The 17,146-nt window shown below is 45.3% G+C and carries 18 protein-coding genes; 13 read left to right on the top strand and 5 right to left on the bottom strand.

Features of this window, described 5'->3' with window-relative positions; all coding sequences use genetic code 11:
• Positions 1 to 5: 5 nt before the first annotated feature.
• The 4 genes from AC1DP6_RS21730 to AC1DP6_RS21715 form a co-directional block, all read right to left on the bottom strand.
• Positions 6 to 821: an MbnP family protein gene (locus AC1DP6_RS21730; protein WP_477056692.1), complete on the bottom strand. Its 816-nt coding sequence runs from the start codon at positions 819 to 821 to the stop codon at positions 6 to 8.
• A 128-nt stretch (positions 822 to 949) separates the two neighbouring features.
• Positions 950 to 1,324 (bottom strand): hypothetical protein, encoded by a 375-nt coding sequence (locus tag AC1DP6_RS21725; RefSeq protein WP_477056691.1) that lies wholly within the window; start codon positions 1,322 to 1,324, stop codon positions 950 to 952.
• Between the two features lie 114 nt (positions 1,325 to 1,438).
• The gene (locus tag AC1DP6_RS21720; protein ID WP_477056690.1) at positions 1,439 to 2,155 is read right to left on the bottom strand and encodes a DUF2071 domain-containing protein; all 717 of its coding nucleotides are present in this window, start codon (positions 2,153 to 2,155) and stop codon (positions 1,439 to 1,441) included.
• 109 nt (positions 2,156 to 2,264) lie between these two features.
• A complete protein-coding gene (locus AC1DP6_RS21715) occupies positions 2,265 to 3,566 on the bottom strand; it encodes a S41 family peptidase (protein ID WP_477056689.1) in 1,302 nt (433 codons plus the stop codon).
• Positions 3,567 to 3,696: 130 nt separating this feature from the next.
• Between AC1DP6_RS21715 and AC1DP6_RS21710 the strand changes: the two genes are divergently transcribed.
• The 13 genes from AC1DP6_RS21710 (at position 3,697) to AC1DP6_RS21650 (ending at position 16,498) form a co-directional block, all read left to right on the top strand.
• Positions 3,697 to 4,317, top strand: a complete 621-nt coding sequence (locus AC1DP6_RS21710) for a TetR/AcrR family transcriptional regulator (protein ID WP_477024812.1) — start codon at positions 3,697 to 3,699, stop codon at positions 4,315 to 4,317.
• Positions 4,318 to 4,380: 63 nt separating this feature from the next.
• On the top strand, positions 4,381 to 5,652 hold the full coding sequence (locus AC1DP6_RS21705) for a TolC family protein (RefSeq protein ID WP_477056688.1): 1,272 nt from the start codon (positions 4,381 to 4,383) through the stop codon (positions 5,650 to 5,652).
• Positions 5,653 to 5,665: 13 nt separating this feature from the next.
• Positions 5,666 to 6,616, top strand: a complete 951-nt coding sequence (locus AC1DP6_RS21700; RefSeq protein ID WP_477056687.1) for an HlyD family secretion protein — start codon at positions 5,666 to 5,668, stop codon at positions 6,614 to 6,616.
• The gene (locus AC1DP6_RS21695) at positions 6,613 to 7,530 is read left to right on the top strand and encodes an ABC transporter ATP-binding protein (RefSeq protein ID WP_477056686.1); all 918 of its coding nucleotides are present in this window, start codon (positions 6,613 to 6,615) and stop codon (positions 7,528 to 7,530) included. The genes AC1DP6_RS21700 and AC1DP6_RS21695 overlap by 4 nt, the downstream gene beginning before the upstream one ends.
• Positions 7,531 to 7,541: 11 nt before the next feature.
• Positions 7,542 to 8,285, top strand: a complete 744-nt coding sequence (locus tag AC1DP6_RS21690; protein ID WP_477056685.1) for an ABC transporter ATP-binding protein — start codon at positions 7,542 to 7,544, stop codon at positions 8,283 to 8,285.
• A 9-nt stretch (positions 8,286 to 8,294) separates the two neighbouring features.
• Positions 8,295 to 9,401 (top strand): ABC transporter permease, encoded by a 1,107-nt coding sequence (locus AC1DP6_RS21685; protein WP_477056684.1) that lies wholly within the window; start codon positions 8,295 to 8,297, stop codon positions 9,399 to 9,401.
• Positions 9,398 to 10,507: an ABC transporter permease gene (locus AC1DP6_RS21680; RefSeq protein ID WP_477056683.1), complete on the top strand. Its 1,110-nt coding sequence runs from the start codon at positions 9,398 to 9,400 to the stop codon at positions 10,505 to 10,507. The genes AC1DP6_RS21685 and AC1DP6_RS21680 overlap by 4 nt, the downstream gene beginning before the upstream one ends.
• Positions 10,508 to 10,617: 110 nt before the next feature.
• Entirely contained in the window at positions 10,618 to 11,061 is a 444-nt protein-coding gene (locus AC1DP6_RS21675) for a hypothetical protein (protein ID WP_477056682.1), read from the top strand.
• Positions 11,062 to 11,502: 441 nt separating this feature from the next.
• The gene (gene leuC, locus AC1DP6_RS21670) at positions 11,503 to 12,906 is read left to right on the top strand and encodes a 3-isopropylmalate dehydratase large subunit (protein WP_477056681.1); all 1,404 of its coding nucleotides are present in this window, start codon (positions 11,503 to 11,505) and stop codon (positions 12,904 to 12,906) included.
• 41 nt (positions 12,907 to 12,947) lie between these two features.
• A complete protein-coding gene (gene leuD, locus AC1DP6_RS21665) occupies positions 12,948 to 13,544 on the top strand; it encodes a 3-isopropylmalate dehydratase small subunit (RefSeq protein ID WP_441574824.1) in 597 nt (198 codons plus the stop codon).
• Positions 13,545 to 13,563: 19 nt separating this feature from the next.
• Complete coding sequence (locus tag AC1DP6_RS21660; RefSeq protein ID WP_477056680.1) at positions 13,564 to 15,087, top strand: alpha-isopropylmalate synthase regulatory domain-containing protein; 1,524 nt, start codon at positions 13,564 to 13,566, stop codon at positions 15,085 to 15,087.
• A 19-nt stretch (positions 15,088 to 15,106) separates the two neighbouring features.
• Positions 15,107 to 16,180, top strand: a complete 1,074-nt coding sequence (leuB, locus tag AC1DP6_RS21655) for a 3-isopropylmalate dehydrogenase (RefSeq protein WP_477056679.1) — start codon at positions 15,107 to 15,109, stop codon at positions 16,178 to 16,180.
• A 111-nt stretch (positions 16,181 to 16,291) separates the two neighbouring features.
• The gene (locus tag AC1DP6_RS21650; protein WP_477056678.1) at positions 16,292 to 16,498 is read left to right on the top strand and encodes a hypothetical protein; all 207 of its coding nucleotides are present in this window, start codon (positions 16,292 to 16,294) and stop codon (positions 16,496 to 16,498) included.
• 100 nt (positions 16,499 to 16,598) lie between these two features.
• On the opposite strand, the gene AC1DP6_RS21645 is transcribed toward AC1DP6_RS21650, so the two are convergent.
• Positions 16,599 to 17,146: DUF3472 domain-containing protein (locus AC1DP6_RS21645; RefSeq protein ID WP_477056677.1), on the bottom strand; the 548-nt coding region annotated here is incomplete at its 5' end.

Below are 17,146 nucleotides of genomic sequence, written 5' to 3'. Positions count from 1 at the left end.
ACCACTTAGTTTTCCGTATGATCGTGATGAAACATCTGCACGTAGTTATTGGCGATGTTGGTGCTGAAATCACTGAACATCACCGTAGGATTGGCAGCGATGCTGATATTTTTAGTGCCGTTAAACATTTTCAGGATGTCTACCATCAGATGGATATTGGCTTCACGGCCTTGTCTTACTTTGGCGATACCGCCTGCAGAAAGATCTACCGTAATAGTTTTGATATTATTGAGTGTAACGGCATTGTACCCACCGAAGCCACCAATATGATAACGGAATTTATGCTGGCCGCTGGGGTCCAGTGGTGCTGCGGCCGCGTCTCCTTCCATCTTGAAAAAGATATAGCCACTGTTCCAGCCCCAGTACATACCATCCATGCCACCGGCAGGATTAAGTACGCCTGTTCTTTTGCTGATATCCATGGTACTGCGTAAACTGTCTACTCCCAGCACAAAAGTGAGGGAGCTATAGTCGCCTTCCGGTACTTTTACTTTTACGAACTGTGAAGCGGCGTTGGCCTCAGACACCAGGAAATAGCTGCTGTCTGCCGGTACCGTATAAACTTTACCGTTACTGTTTTTCACCTGTATGTTGCTGATGAAATACTGTAGCAGGGATACTTTAAAAGGTTCGCCTGCAGCGTTGGTGTATATACCGGTATTCAACTGGAGGTTTTTATCTCCGGCGATGTTATCAAACTGTACAGACAAAGTGGCTTTGGCGCTGTTATCTGCCGCAGGTGCGGTATCATCTTTTTTACAGGCAGTGAAAGTGGTTAACAGCAGGATAGCGCTGTAGATAGTGTGTTTAAAATGTTGCATGATAGTATTTTTTCCGGGCAGGCAATAGCAAGCCTCCCGCCTGCATAGGAGCAGGTGGTGTAAAGGCAATAAAATGGCTGTAGTACAGCCGGTGTACATTCAGTGATGATTAAAATAAATGGAAATGCTTATGCCATGGGGGGACGAAATACGCCGGTAGGTTGATCAATGGGGGTGCCTATGCAATAGGGATGCAGATAGTTTTTAGAGGAAGGTGTGGCCACTGGTTTTAGCGTGGTTGGCTGTAGCCAGGCGGCGTAGAATATTTCGCTCCGGTGATCCTTACGCTCGGGGGTGTCCTGATCACGTTTGTCTTCCTCTTTTAATTTTTTGCTGAGGTGACATTTACCATTACAATGCATGGCCGGCTTATTCCGGTTCTCACATAAATTGGCAGCAATATATTCCTGGTTGAGATAGAAGTCGAGCATCACGAAATAACGGCCTGAGAGCTGGCAAAGCCAGATCAGCATTAAAAATACCGTTATAAATAGTTTCCGCATGCTACGAGTAGATATTAGCTTTTTTGCAAAGTTATTACTAAAATCGATTGATGCGCAAAAGTACGTATAAACAACGCTATGATTGTATGAAAAACGGGACTATTATTTAATTTTTCATGCTTTTGTTTTCAGTGTATGCCATTCGTGCGCTGTTTTGGTCATGAGCAGGGCATTATCAAATTGTACGGTTCCTTTTTCAAACAGGGTAGTATTTTCAAAGAAGCTGGAAGATACCTGCATCATACGCAGCGGGCTTAGTTCCCAGGTATAGGTATCCAGGCGCAGTCCATCCAGTGTTTGTTTATTGTTGGGAGAATAGCCGGTAGCTCCTTTTGCAAAGAAGTCAGACGCATTCGCCAGTGTTTCAAAGATGGAGTCACGGGGAAATTCGCTCGAGGTTCTGGCATCAATAGAAATGCGGGTGGCATCTGAGCTGGTGAAATCGATATGATAGTGCCCATTTTCTTCTTTCACATTAAACAGGGCGTGGTGGTGTTTCCCGGGAAAAAACCGGCCACCGGCAAAAACATTCCACCTGGATGAGGTATCGCGGCGGGGAATGTATACGCCTTCTTTTGTGACGCCATCTTCCTCCCATTCCACCGCAATGCGGTGCGCGCCATTTTCGGACGACAGTCCCATAAAGTCCGGCCAGCCTTTGGGTTTGATATGTTTCAGTCTTATCAGGCAAATGCCGGCAATGGCTTTGCCCTTGTATATTTTAGGCCGGAATGGAGCAGGCAGTATTTGCTGTATCACTGCCGGGTCTACCGTAAAATTCACGAGAATGCGCCGGTCTATATAGCCATGTATAACAGGTAATTGGATCATAAGCTAAGGATGTACTGTAAGATACAGCATTATCATGCTGCCCGTAGGTTAAATATCCGTCCTGATCAGTTTGAGGCCGGGCAACCGGCGGTATTCCTCAAAAAATGCGTTACTTATTCAGCCATGCAGCAGCGCGGATAACGGTGGAATCCTGTTTCGGATTTTCAAAATTTTCCTGTCCGCTGATCACTTCGTCCGGGCTAACATTTACTTTATATACCTGCTTATTTCTGTCGGTGTAATATCCGATGGAGATGACCAACATGCCCTGGTTGCCCAGCGGGAAAACGTTGGTACAGGTAATCTGACCAAAGCTGGGGGAGCCAAAGTACCTGGTATGCTGCCGCCCCTCGAGGGCCACCGCTACGGCCTCACCGGCGCTGGCCGTAACCGGACCGGTTAATATGGCTAATTTATTACCCACTGTTCTGCTAGCGGGAGTATTCATCACACTATCGCCCTGGCAAAAAATACCCTGACGCATTCCCCAAAACCGTATGAATTGACCTTTATCATCAGTAAAACCACCCATGGGGGCATCTTCCAGCAAACCACTGATACCATTCAACATGGGCATCATATTACCGCCTCCGCATACACGCAGATCCAGTACCCATTTTTGTAGCTGTGGAGTGGATACGCGGGTTATTTCTTCTTTTATTTTCTGTGCCGCTTCCGTCGCCGCCGCAGGATCAATAACGTTAATCATGGGCATACGGATATAGCCTGTTTTATTATCCAGCACCATTACCCGTAACTCTCTGGCGTACTTATTCACGGCCTGCATTAATGGCGCTGATATCCTTGACATGTCATTCGCATCTCCGCCAGTCATGAATTTACCCCCATATATCCAGGAGGCATGATTATCATGTACGCCTTTAAAAATATGCTGCACGGCTTTAGCTAACTGCTGCAGCTCCGTACTTTTATCTGCTATCAGATAAGCGGAATCCCTGATCGCATTCCAGTTAGCCGACTCGCGATGCAATGAATAGTTTTTACAATAACCCAGGAAAACATCTACGTTAGCATGTGTGATCGTTGTTTTGGGTATGCGGTGAATGCTCATTGGAATGGATGCACTGCCCTGCGTCCACACGCCGGCAATACTGTCGGAAGAAATCTTACCGGCAAATTGCGCACGCAGCACATTGTCGTTAAATGAAAAAGTAACACTGTCTTTATCATGAACTACCCGCGTAATGTCGTGCCGGAAGATTCCCTGTGATGGGATGAAAATAGCACCGGTAGTATCCTGTATATCGAAATATACAGTCAACGCTATGTTGCCGGCTTTCAGAACACCCTCCCAGGCGCCGTCGCTGGCTGCGGTATTTTGTCTGTAGGAAAAGGAGAAGGCTGGGATGAAGAAAGTCAGTAATAGGGTCGACAAAATTATTCTTTTCAAGGTCATTGAGTTTAAAATAAAAATAAGGCTTAATAACAAAATCAACACTAAAAATAAAAATTGAACAATTGTTTTGAAAAGTTGTTCAATTTTGTATATTTGCTAAAGTAATCAACTCATACTCCTCGTTATGCCGGTTAGTGAAAAGAAAGTAAAAATGGATGATTCTACGGAAGAGCGCATTAAAGCCGCCGCCAGAATTGTGTTTACCAAAAAGGGATATCAGGCTACCAAAGTGCGGGACATCGCAGCAGAAGCGGATATCAACCTTTCGCTGGTTAATTACTACTTCCGCAGCAAAGAAAAATTGTTCCAGTTTGTAATGGCAGAGGTAGTGGAGAAACTCATTACCGCCGTTACTGCTGTATTAAATAACCAGCAACTGAGTTTGCAGCAGAAGATAGAACAGGTAGCAGATCATTACATTAACCTGTTGCTGAACAACCCGGATTTCCCGTTGTTTATGGTGAATGAAATATTTGCCGGCAGTGATGAGCTGTTAAAGGATAACCGGAAAAATGCCATCTTCCATTCGCACTTCTTTCAGCAATTAAATGCGCTGCAAAAAGAAGGCAAGCTACAGGTCAACCCACTTCACCTGATGATGAACCTCATTGGATTTGTGGTGATGCCCTTCCTCGCCAGGCCGCTGCTGGAAAGGAATAAAGTAGTCAAAACAGGTGAGTTTAAGATACTGATGGAAGAAAGAAGGAAGCTGATTCCGGTGTGGATGAAAGGCATGCTGAAATAAGATTTTTTTTGCACGGAAATTGAACAACTTTTCAAAACAATCATTCAAACTGAATATAGCGCTATGAACTTATTCAAAGCAATGTGCTGCTGTTTATTATTCGGTGTGTTACACGAAAAGGCGTTGGCACAAGTCCTTACTATTGAGGAGTGCTTTACACTGGCCCGGCAAAACTATCCGCTGATCAAACAATACAACCTGATTGTACGCAGCAGCAAGTACTCTGTAGAAAATGCCGGCAAACTATACCTCCCGCAGCTTACCATAAGCGGACAAGCCAGCTACCAATCGCAAACCATCAATTTCGGAGACGTATTGCCCTCGATGCCCGGACTCACACCACCGGACCTCAGTAAGGATCAGTACAAAATACAGGCGGAAATTACCCAGCAAATCTATGACGGAGGTGTTAGCAGGTACCAGAAAGAAAGCAGCAAAGCCAATGAAGCCATTCAGCAGCAACAGCTGGAAGTGAATTTGTATGCGATCAAAGACCGGGTAACACAACTGTACTTTGCTATTTTGCTGATGGATGCACAACTGAAACAAAACGGCCTCAGAAGAACAGACCTGCAAAGTGCAGCCGATAAAGTACAGGCTGCCCTGGCCAACGGCGTTGCCTACCGCAGCAATGTGGATGAGCTTAAAGCAGAAATCATTAATACCGACATGGCCGCTACTGAATTCAGTGCTAACCGTAAAGCCTATATGAAAATGCTGGCGGTATTTATCAACCAGCCAATATCAGACAGCACCACACTTACCTACCCTGCCCCTGTAGCCCCGCAGGAAGGCATTCACCGGCCGGAAATTTCGTACTACGATATACAGAAAAAAGCATTTGATGTACAGGAGAAACAACTCAGCTCCAACTATCTTCCTAAGCTCAATGCCTTTCTGCAAGGCGCCTATGGCCGCCCTACCCTGAATATAGTAGACAATAAATTCGGACCCTGGTGGATAGGCGGTGTACGCCTGAACTGGTCGCTAGGCAGTTTATACTCCCTGAAAAACAACCGGCAACAACTGGATATTAACCGGCAAAACCTCGATATCAGCAAAGAAACTTTCCTGTTTAATACCAACCTGAGCTTACGACAACAAAACCAGGACATCCAAAAGTACGCAGCATTAATGGAGCAAGACAATGATGCGATCACCCTGCGGTCATCTGTACGAAAGTCGGCGCAGGCGCAACTAGACAATGGCGTGATTACCGTACATGAATACATTTCACAACTCAACGCGGAGAACCTGGCCAAACAATCGCGGATACTACATAGCATACAATTATTACAGGCACAATACAATTATAAAAACACTTCCGGGAACTGATTAATTATTGCATATGAAATACAACATGATACTCGGTCTGGCTGCTGTGATGTTGATAAATGCCTGTGGCAACGGCAAACCGGACTATGACGCCTCCGGGAACTTTGAAGCAGATGAAGTCATCGTATCTGCCCAGCAAACCGGCGTGCTGCTCGACTTCTCCGTACAGGAAGGCGACAAATTAACTGCCGGTCAAAACGTCGGACAAATCGATGTGACCATCCCTACCCTGCAAAGGGAACAGGTGCTGGCATCCATCAACGCCCTGAAAGATAAAACCCATGACCCCATTCCGCAAACAGAACTGGTAAAACGGCAACTGCTGGTGCAGGAAGCACAACTGGAGCAGCAATACCGCGAAAGAAAAAGAACCGAGAACCTGGTAAAAAGCGATGCTGCCACCCAGAAACAACTGGACGATATTAATGCCCTTATTGAACAACAGGAACGACAACTGGCCGTAACGCGGCAACAGATAAAGCTGAACGACTCCAATACCTCCACACAAAACCGGACCATCCTCAGCGAAAAAGCCCCATTGGAAAAATCACTCGCTCAATATGCAGAGCAGATCCATAAAGGACAGATCATTAATCCCGTTACCGGCGTGGTACTCACCAGGTACGCCCTGAAAGGAGAAATGGCCGCTACCGGAAAAGCCTTGTATAAGATTGCCAACATTGACACCTTATACCTCAAAGCTTATATCACCGGTGACAAACTGCCTGCCATTAAACTGGGACAAACCGTACAGGCCCGCATTGACCAGGGAGAAAAAAACTATAAAACGTATACCGGTGATATCACCTGGATATCGGATAAATCAGAGTTTACCCCGAAAACGATTCAGACAAAAAACGAACGGGCCAACCTCGTGTATGCGATCAAGGTAAGGGTGAAAAACGATGGCTATCTGAAAATAGGTATGTATGGCGAAATGCTGATTAACACTGATAAAAAATGAGCGCAGTAATACTGGATCATATTACAAAGACTTACGACCAGGGCAAAGTGCTGGCAGTAGATGATATATCGCTACAGGTGGCCGAAGGTGAACTGTTTGGGCTGATTGGCCCCGATGGCGCCGGCAAAACCTCCCTGTTCCGCATACTCACTACCTTATTGGTGCCGGACAAAGGTACTGCCAGCGTACAGGGCTATGACTGTGTGAAAGACTATAAAAAGATCCGGAGCAGAATAGGCTATATGCCTGGCAAATTCTCCCTATACCAGGACCTTACCGTAAAAGAAAACCTGGATTTTTTTGCCACACTTTTCGGCAGCAGCATAGCAGAGAATTATGACCTGATCAAAGATATATACGAACAGATCAAGCCGTTTAACAACCGCCGCGCCGGCAAACTCTCCGGTGGTATGAAACAAAAACTGGCCCTCTGCTGCGCCCTGATACATAAACCGGAAGTATTGTTTCTTGATGAACCTACCACCGGCGTAGATGTAGTGTCGCGTAAAGAGTTCTGGGAAATGCTGAAAAACCTGAAGCAACAGGGCATTACCATTGTGGTATCAACACCTTATATGGACGAAGCCGTGCTTTGCGAAAGGATTGCACTGATACAGGCCGGCAAAATTATGTCGGTGGATACACCAGCACATATTATGGCGCAGTTCCCGGTAAAACTATATGCCATCAAGGCTGATATTATATATCAGTTGTTCACGGAGCTGAGAAATGAACCGGCTGTGGAGAGCTGCTACGCTTTCGGGGAGTACATCCATATTACACTGCGTGATGATGCAACAGACATTGCCTCCATACAACAACGCATGGAGCAGAAAGGGCATACACATGTAGAAGCAAAATTAATTCGTCCCAGTATAGAAGATAGTTTCATCCGGTTAATGAACCAGGCTTAAATTATATTGCCATGGAAGAAAATGTGATCATCTGCAAGGATCTGACCAAACGTTTTGGCGACTTTTATGCCGTCAATAAAATTTCCTTTGCTGTAAAAAAGGGAGAGATATTTGGTTTCCTGGGGGCTAACGGCGCCGGCAAAACGACTGCGATGCGGATCCTTTGCGGCCTCTCCCACCCCACTTCGGGTGAAGCTACCGTAGCGGGTTTCAATGTATACAAACAGCCGGAATCCATTAAGAAAAATATTGGTTATATGAGCCAGAAATTTTCGCTCTACGAAAATCTGACCGTACTGGAAAACATTGAATTTTTTGGTGGTGTATATGGCGTACCGGCTGCGGAAATAAAGAAACGAAGTGATGAGCTGGTACAGCAACTTGGGCTTACCGCAGAGTCGAAAAAATTCGTGGGGGCGCTGCCGTTAGGGTGGAAACAAAAGCTGGCTTTTTCAGTAGCCATCTTTCACCGGCCTAAAATTGTGTTCCTGGACGAACCTACCGGCGGTGTGGATCCGGTTACCCGCCGACAGTTCTGGGATATGATCTATGAAGCAGCAGCATCGGGCATTACCATCTTCGTTACTACCCACTACATGGATGAAGCCGAGTATTGTGACCGTGTGACCATTATGGTAGATGGCAAAGTGGAAGCGCTGGATTCTCCTGCCAACCTGAAAGCGCAGTTCAAGGCAGAAAATATGAATGAAGTTTTTTATCAGCTTGCCCGTGGCGCCCAAAGATCCGGCGATTAAAATAACACTATGAAACAGTTCCTCGCATTTATCAGGAAAGAATTTTTCCATGTGTTCCGGGATAAGCGGACCTTACTCATCATGTTTGGTTTGCCGGTAGCGCAGATTGTGCTGTTTGGCTTCGCGCTGACCAGTGAAGTAAAGGATATTACCCTTACCATCATAGATAATTCCAGAGATATCAATACACAACAGTTGATCGGCAAAATAAAATCATCTTCCTATTTTGTTGTCCAGGAATCCAATATCGACTATAACAGCATCAGGGATTCATTTAAGAAAGGCAAGGCCAAATGTGCGCTCATTTTTCCGGCTGGTTTTGGCAATGACCTGCAACATGCCGGGAAAGCGCAGGTGCAGATCATTACAGATGGCTCCGATCCTAATACTGCCAAAACGGTGGTGAATTATATTACCGCCATCATGACGGCCTATCAGCAGGAAATCAGCCCCTCGCCCCGCCTGCCTTATATGATTGTTCCGGAAGCGAGGATGTTATATAATGAAGAAGGCAATGGCTCTCTTAACTTTATTCCGGGAGTAATGGCGCTGGTGCTGATGATTGTGTGTACGGCGCTCACCTCTGTATCAGTAGTACGGGAAAAAGAGCTGGGCACCATGGAAATACTGCTGGTATCTCCTTTTAAACCGTTGATGGTGCTGATTGCCAAAGCTATTCCTTACCTGATATTATCGCTCGCCAATTTTATCCTCATCCTGGTACTGGCGGTGTTTGTGCTGAATGTGGGTATCAAAGGCAGTATAGGACTGCTTTTCCTGGAAAGCATGTTGTTTATTATTACCTGTTTATCATTGGGGCTGTTAATTTCCAATGCGACTAACTCCCAGCAAACCGCGCTGCTGATATCGATGATGGGGATGATGATTCCTACGATGATCTTTACTGGTTTTATGTTTCCACTGGAGAACATGCCAATACCGTTCCAGGTGATATCCAATGTGGTTCCTTCGCGCTGGTATTTCCTGATTGTAAAGGCCGTAATGCTGAAGGGGCTAGGTATTGAATATGTGTGGAAAGAAACACTGGTATTACTGGGGATGACTACCCTGGCACTGACCATTGCCCTGAGAAACTTTAAAACCCGGCTATCATGAAAGTGTTGCGTTATATTCTGAAGAAGGAGTTTAAGCAGATCTTCCGGGATAAAACCATCCTGGCCATGATGTTTGCCCTGCCTACCATACAGCTGATTATTCTTCCGCTGGCGATGAATTTTGATGTAAAAAATGTGAAGCTGGCTGTGGTGGATAATGACCACAGTCCGTATTCCCGTCAGATGATTGCCAAAATAGCCTCCTCTGGTTATTTCAGGATAGTGGCAGCAGAATCGTCTTTTAAAGCAGCATTAAAATATATAGAGAAAGAAAAAGCGGACCTGGTACTGGAAATACCGGCGGGCTTTGAAAGTAACCTGGTGAGAGAAGGCGTGCAGAAAGTGGGTGTTTCCGTAGATGCGATCAACGGCACCAAAGCAGCCATAGGTGGCAGTTATTTGCAGGCAGTGATCGCAGACTTTAATAAAGAAATTCCTGTTAATGCCGGCAGCCATGCCCCTGAAGGAACCATAGACATCACGTATTCCAACTGGTTTAATCCATTGGCGGAATACCGCTTTTATGTGGTACCTGCCGTGCTGGTATTGTTGCTGACACTGATCGGCGGCTTTATGTCGGCCTTGAATATTGTGAGAGAAAAAGAAGTGGGTACGATAGAACAGATCAACGTGACACCGATTCAGAAATGGGAGTTTATACTGGGCAAGCTGATTCCGTTTTGGGTGGTAGGTATGATTGTATTTACGCTGGGACTAACCGTAGCGTGGATAGTGTATGGCATCTGGCCGGTGGGTAGTTTTGCAACGCTGTACTTGTTTGCCGCCATATACCTGGTGGCCTTGCTGGGATTTGGACTGCTGATATCTACCTATACCAGTAACCAGTTGCAGGCCATGTTTGTTGCCTTCTTTTTTATCATGATTTTTATGCTCATGAGTGGTCTCTTTACTTCGGTGGACAGTATGCCTGCCTGGGCCAAAGTCATTGCCAATTTAACGCCGGTAACGCATTTTATTAAGGTGATGCGGATGATTGTACTGAAAGGCAGCGGCTTTGCGGATGTACAGCGGGAGTTCTTATACCTGGTGATATTTGCGGTGATACTGAATGGTTGGGCCATATTTAATTACAGGAAGACAAGTTGAGAGGTATATAAATTTTGCACCCTGAAGTTTTTAATTATCTTCGTCTACGAAACAATTCGTATGCCTTCTGCAGGAAAGCCTGGAGGCATTTATCAACTAAACCAAGTGCAATGAAAAAAGCCCTTTTATTAATCCCTGTATCCTTGTATTTCGCATTGGCAGCCTGTTCCAGTCAGACTACCAATGTTCATATAGGCGGTGGGGTTAGTACCTTTGTAAAAGATTCTGTTGCCTTTAACCGGGAATTTGAAAATGACCTGCTCATCTGTAATTTCAGTTTTAACGGGCAGAATGCTTCCGGGGATAAATTTGATACCACGCTGATTACTGATGCCCGCTCGGCTGAATTTTCAAAGTTGATGGCGCATACCCAAAAAGAAGAACTGACAATGGCGATTATTACCACACCGGCCAATACCGACAGTGTAAAACTGAAAGGGCTTTCTGATAAAGTGGTCGCCTACTTAAAAAAAGACTCCTTATTTACAGGTTTTAAAAAATATACGGTGAACATCGCTTCAGATGGTGCGCCAGTGGCTACGTTCAATTATTAATGACCTGATAATGATATTTTATAGAGAGAGGGTGTCCAAAAAGGCACCCTCTCTCTATATACCGGGCATCAGGCTGTTGTAAAATCAGGAGCGATGGCAAACCGGAATGACTTCTCCCGAAGGGAAATAAACCCACCAAACACATTAAATTTATAACAACTATATATCTCCTATCCTCCTGACTACAYTGCGCTGCTGACATGTACTACGGCATTGCCCTTCAGCAGGCTGCAACCCAAAATAAGATACCAACCAACTCTCTTCTCAAAAAATTACATACTGCTGACTATCAGCCAAATACATAGTAAAATAGGCTCAAACGCCTGCTCCTGCTGCTTCTTTACTACCATTTCACAGGTATCCTTAGAAAAAATATTGAAATAAAATAGATTTTATGAATAAATTTGAACAATCAAGTAGCTACTTTTAAAAATTTAAAAAATGAGCAATAAACCCGCTACCTTATTTGACAAAGTATGGGATTCGCATGTTGTCAGGAAAATTGAAGATGGCCCGGATGTATTTTTTATCGATCGCCACTTTATTCACGAAGTAACCAGTCCAGTTGCTTTTCTCGGTATGGAAAGCCGTGGACTGAAGGTGATGTTTGCTGAGAAAACCTTTGCCACTGCAGATCACAACACGCCAACAATCAACCAGCATTTACCGGTAAAAGACCCGCTTTCCGCCAATCAGCTGAAGGCGCTGGAAACTAACTCCAACAAATATGGTATCTCCCACTGGGGATTAGGTAATCCCAAGAATGGTATTGTGCACGTAGTAGGTCCGGAAAACGGTATCACCCTCCCGGGTATGACCATCGTTTGTGGTGACTCTCACACTTCTACCCATGGCGCTTTTGGTGCCATTGCATTTGGTATTGGTACCTCTGAAGTAGAGATGGTGCTTTCTTCCCAGTGTATTATGCAGCCGAAGCCGAAGAAGATGCGTATTAACGTAACAGGTAAGCTGGGTAAGGGTATTACACCAAAAGACGTTACACTCTATATTATATCCAAACTCACCGCTGCCGGCGCTACCGGTTACTTTGTAGAATATGCGGGCGATGTGTTTGAAAACATGAGCATGGAAGGTCGTATGACCGTTTGCAACATGAGCATTGAAATGGGCGCCCGTGGCGGTATCATTGCACCAGACGAAACCACCTTCAATTATATCAAAGGACGTGAGAAAGCGCCTAAAGGAGAAGCATGGGATAAAGCCCTCGCCTACTGGAAAACGCTGAAAACAGAAGAAGGTGCTGCCTTTGACATAGAATATACCTACGACGCTGCAGATATAGAACCCATGATCACCTACGGTACCAATCCGGGCATGGGTATGGGTATTACCAAACATATTCCTGCCGCACTGGTGGGTGACAGCAAATCCAGCTACGAAAAATCATTGCAATACATGGGCTTCCATGAAGAAGAAGCAATGCTGGGTAAAAAAGTAGACTACGTATTCATCGGCAGTTGCACCAACGGACGTATTGAAGACTTCCGTGCATTTGCCTCTATTGTAAAAGGAAGGAAGAAAGCGGAACATGTAACCGCCTGGATCGTTCCCGGTTCACATATCGTAGAACAACAGATCAAAGAAGAAGGTATCCTCGATATACTGACAGAAGCAGGTTTTCAACTGCGTCAGCCCGGATGTTCTGCTTGCCTGGYGATGAACGATGACAAAGTACCTGCCGGCAAATACGCCGTAAGTACCAGCAACCGGAACTTTGAAGGCAGACAGGGACCAGGCTCCAGAACAATGCTGGCCAGTCCGCTGGTAGCAGCAGCAGCAGCAGTAACCGGTGTGGTAACTGATCCGAGAGAACTGATTGCTTAAACCCTTTCCTATTCAACAATAATCACGATACAACTCAAAAAATGGCTTACGATAAATTCACAATATTGAGGAGTTCCGCAGTACCCATGCCAATTGAAAATGTGGACACGGACCAGATCATTCCCGCACGTTTTTTAAAAGCCACAGAGCGTACAGGTTTCGGTGATAACCTGTTCCGCGACTGGCGCTACGAAACAGATGGCACACCAAAAAAAGATTTCGTTTTAAACAATCCCATCTACACCGGTAAAATCCTGGTAGGTGGTAAAAACTTCGGTAGCGGCAGTAGCCGTGAGCACGCTGCATGGGCCATCTACGACTATGGATTCCGTTGCGTAGTATCCAGCTTCTTTGCCGACATCTTCAAAAACAACTCTTTGAACGTAGGCTTATTACCTGTACAGGTAAGTCCTGAGTTCCTGGATAAGATCTTTACTGCCATTGAAGCAGATCCCAAAGCGGAAGTGGAAGTTAACCTGGAAGCACAAACGATTACCATTCCTGCCACCGGAGAAAGTGAATCTTTTGCCATCAACAGCTACAAAAAGCTGAACATGATGAATGGCTATGATGATATCGATTACCTGCAGGCCATGAAAGACGAAATAAAATTATTCGCCGACAAGAGTCTGTACTAAACATTCCATACAAACGATTATGCCAGTGACCCAGCGCCACGTTGAAATAATGGACACCACACTCCGCGATGGTGAACAAACCAGCGGTGTTTCTTTTTCACCCTCTGAGAAGTTAACCATTGCACAGCTTTTACTGACAGAAGTAAAAGTTGACCGGATTGAAATTGCCTCAGCCCGTGTATCTGACGGTGAATTTGCGGCAGTTCAGGCAATTACCCAATGGGCAAAGGAAAATGGTTTTTTAAATAAAGTAGAGGTATTAACCTTTGTAGACGGCAACGTATCCGTAGAATGGATGCTGCAGGCCGGCGCCAAAGTAATGAACCTGCTCACCAAAGGCTCGCTGAATCATTTAACCCACCAGTTAAAGAAAACACCTGACGAACATTTCACGGAAGTAGCAGCCGTTATTAAGCTGGCCAATGAAAAAGGGCTGGAATGCAATGTATACCTGGAAGACTGGAGCAATGGTATGCGACATTCCCGGGAATATGTATTCCAATACCTGGATTTCCTGCAACACCAGCCTGTAAAAAGGATCATGTTACCCGATACACTCGGGGTACTTACACCGGATGAAGTAAAAGAATTTGTGTCTTCCATTGTAACGCGCTATCCGGACATCCATTTCGATTTCCACGCTCACAATGACTACGACCTGGGCACCGCCAATGTACTGGAAGGTGTAAAARCCGGCGCCCATGGCATTCATTTAACGATTAACGGGATGGGAGAAAGAGCAGGCAATGCCTCGCTGGCCAGCGCCATCGCAGTGCTGCACGACTTTTTGCCTTCCGTGAAAACATCCGTAGTAGAAACCTCTCTGTATACTGTCAGCAAACTGGTAGAAACCTTTTCCGGTTTCCGCATAGCGGTGAACAAACCTATTGTAGGCGAAAATGTATTTACCCAAACTGCCGGTATCCATGCAGATGGTGATAAAAAGAATAAGCTTTACTTCAGTGACCTGATGCCGGAACGTTTTGGCCGTCAGCGTAAATATGCACTGGGTAAAACCAGCGGCAAAGCCAATATAGAAAACAACCTGCAACAACTGGGCATTAAACTGTCGGACCCCGATCTGAAAAAGGTAACGCAGCGTATCATTGAACTGGGCGATCGGAAAGAAGTGCTGACGCAGGCGGACTTACCCTATATCATTTCCGATGTACTGGACAGCAACCGTATTGAGGAGCATGTGATCTTAGAAAACTATGTACTCACACACTCCAAAAACATGAACCCCTCTGTTACCATCAGGATTTCTATTAACGGCGAAATCTTTGAAGAGCATTCACAGGGCGACGGACAATACGATGCGTTTATGAATGCCCTGAAAAAGGTGTATAAACAACTGAAGGTGGAACTCCCGCCACTGGCCGATTACGCCGTACGCATTCCTCCCGGTGGTAAAAGTGATGCGTTATGCGAAACCATCATTACCTGGGTAAGAAATGAAAAAGAATTCAAAACCAGGGGGCTGGATAGCGACCAAACGGTATCTGCTATCAAGGCAACACTGAAAATGCTGAACCTAATTTAAACTCTCCAACAATAACTGAATGGCAACCAAACATATATTAATCGTTCCCGGTGATGGAATCGGACAGGAAGTAACCGCGGTAGGRAAAAAAGTCCTCGACAAAATCGCGGCAAAGTTCGGCCATACATTTACCTACGATGAAGCACTGATCGGACACGTAGCCATTGAAGCTACCGGCAATCCTTTACCGGATGAGTCGCTCGAAAAGATGAGAAACTCAGATGCGGTATTATTCGGCGCCGTAGGTCATCCGAAATACGACAATGATCCTTCTGCTAAGGTAAGACCAGAACAAGGTTTGCTGAAAATGCGCAAGGAACTGGGATTGTATGCCAACCTCCGTCCTATCAAATTGTTTGATGAATTATTAGGCGCTTCCAGCATCAAACCTGAAATATTAAAAGGTGCGGATATCCTGTTCTTCCGTGAGTTGACCGGTGATATATATTTTGGAGAGAAGGGAAGAAAAAACAATGGCGACACCGCTTACGACGTTGCTGAATACAGTCGTTATGAAGTGGAACGTATTGCCCGCAAAGCTTTTGAAGCCGCAAGAACCAGGAGAAAAAAGCTGTGTTCTGTAGATAAAGCTAACGTGATCGAAACCTCCCGTCTCTGGAGAGAAGTAGTACAAAAGGTAGCCCTTGAATATCCGGATATTGAAGTAGAACATCAGTTTGTAGATGCTACCGCTATGTTGCTGATAAAAGGCCCACGCCGTTTTGATGTAGTGGTGACCGCTAACCTGTTTGGTGATATCCTGACCGATGAAGCCTCCCAGATCGCCGGTTCTATGGGTATGCTGGCCTCCGCCTCTATCGGCGATGGTACCGGCGTATACGAGCCTATACATGGCTCTGCGCACGACATTACCGGCAAAGGTGTAGCGAATCCGCTGGCATCTATCTTATCTGCTGCCCTACTGCTGGATATTTCCTTTGGCATGAAAGCAGAATCTGATGAAGTGATCAGTGCAGTAGATAAAGTATTGAAAGCCGGTTTCCGTACACGGGATATCGCTGATGCACAAACGCCGGCAGATAAAATTCTTGGTACAGAAGCCATGGGTGCAGAAGTATTGAAGTTTTTGTAAAGAATTGGATATAGAAGAAAGGGCTTGTAGGTTTAAAACTTACAGGCCCTTTTTCTTATTACAGCTAACCATATCCCTACTAATCTGTATATTTACTGTATATTCTTGCATATGGCGGACTTTAAACTTGATAGAACAGCATTTAAAATCAGAACTTTCGAAGAAGCTGATGCAGCAAATGTATTTGGCAAAGACGTTCCGTATACAGAACGCCTACGTCAGGCATATTATCTGATATCTCAAGCATATGGGTTTTCGATGTCTGATCAACCCAAATTGGATAAAAAATATTTCAGCAGCAGGAAACTTAATGCGTAAAATATTGATCCATCCTACTGGATAAACTCTTTATTTAAAAAAAAGAAAGGCGGTCTCCTTAAAAAGAGACCGCCTTTCTTTTGCCTATAAGCATCCCATTTTACGGCAGCGTAGTCAAATTCACCGTAGGTGTAAGACCGTTCGCCGTCCGTGTAAAGCTGGTATTATAGTTTACATAATTGGCAAAGAAGCCACCGTTCTTCAGATAGAAAGCGCCGGTAGTGCCATCTATACCACCTGCATAATCCTTACGCTGATCATTGGTAGCCGTAGCATCTGCGGTGAAGTAACCGCCGGTGAGCTCTGTCCAGGTGCCGGAGGTAGATCGTACCCATTGGTTATTAAACAGTACTCTTCTGCCGTAGTAGCCATTGTTGTCGTTAAAGTTTTCCAGGAAAGAATGAGCACCGGTATAATAGCTCACGGTATTAGGTCTTTTCCAGGTAGCCAGGAAACGCCAGGCACTTGTTTCCGGTGTAAAAATCCAGGAAGAATAATCCGTACCGCCGGTGCCGTCAGGAACAATATGTGTCAGGAACTTATAGGTAGTTCCTGCCTGCCAGTTGAAGAGCAGGTAGCTTTGTCCGCCGGTACCTTCGCCACCGAATGAATTATCTACTACATTGGGGCCTTTTCTTACTAATGTGG

This window comes from Chitinophaga sp. 01L420 (genome assembly GCF_056399985.1).
The sequence above is the reverse complement of the archived record's forward strand: the minus strand, read 5'-3'. Positions and strand labels throughout refer to the sequence as shown.

Excerpts from the sequence above, each read along its gene's own strand:
- AC1DP6_RS21730 (WP_477056692.1), bottom strand. The coding sequence starts at position 821 with ATGCAACATTTTAAACACACTATCTACAGCGCTATCCTGCTGTTAACC.
- AC1DP6_RS21725 (WP_477056691.1), bottom strand. The coding sequence starts at position 1,324 with ATGCGGAAACTATTTATAACGGTATTTTTAATGCTGATCTGGCTTTGC.
- AC1DP6_RS21720 (WP_477056690.1), bottom strand. The coding sequence starts at position 2,155 with ATGATCCAATTACCTGTTATACATGGCTATATAGACCGGCGCATTCTC.
- AC1DP6_RS21710 (WP_477024812.1), top strand. The coding sequence starts at position 3,697 with ATGCCGGTTAGTGAAAAGAAAGTAAAAATGGATGATTCTACGGAAGAG.
- AC1DP6_RS21705 (WP_477056688.1), top strand. The coding sequence starts at position 4,381 with ATGAACTTATTCAAAGCAATGTGCTGCTGTTTATTATTCGGTGTGTTA.
- AC1DP6_RS21700 (WP_477056687.1), top strand. The coding sequence starts at position 5,666 with ATGAAATACAACATGATACTCGGTCTGGCTGCTGTGATGTTGATAAAT.
- AC1DP6_RS21695 (WP_477056686.1), top strand. The coding sequence starts at position 6,613 with ATGAGCGCAGTAATACTGGATCATATTACAAAGACTTACGACCAGGGC.
- AC1DP6_RS21690 (WP_477056685.1), top strand. The coding sequence starts at position 7,542 with ATGGAAGAAAATGTGATCATCTGCAAGGATCTGACCAAACGTTTTGGC.
- AC1DP6_RS21685 (WP_477056684.1), top strand. The coding sequence starts at position 8,295 with ATGAAACAGTTCCTCGCATTTATCAGGAAAGAATTTTTCCATGTGTTC.
- AC1DP6_RS21680 (WP_477056683.1), top strand. The coding sequence starts at position 9,398 with ATGAAAGTGTTGCGTTATATTCTGAAGAAGGAGTTTAAGCAGATCTTC.
- AC1DP6_RS21675 (WP_477056682.1), top strand. The coding sequence starts at position 10,618 with ATGAAAAAAGCCCTTTTATTAATCCCTGTATCCTTGTATTTCGCATTG.
- leuD (WP_441574824.1), top strand. The coding sequence starts at position 12,948 with ATGGCTTACGATAAATTCACAATATTGAGGAGTTCCGCAGTACCCATG.
- AC1DP6_RS21650 (WP_477056678.1), top strand. The coding sequence starts at position 16,292 with ATGGCGGACTTTAAACTTGATAGAACAGCATTTAAAATCAGAACTTTC.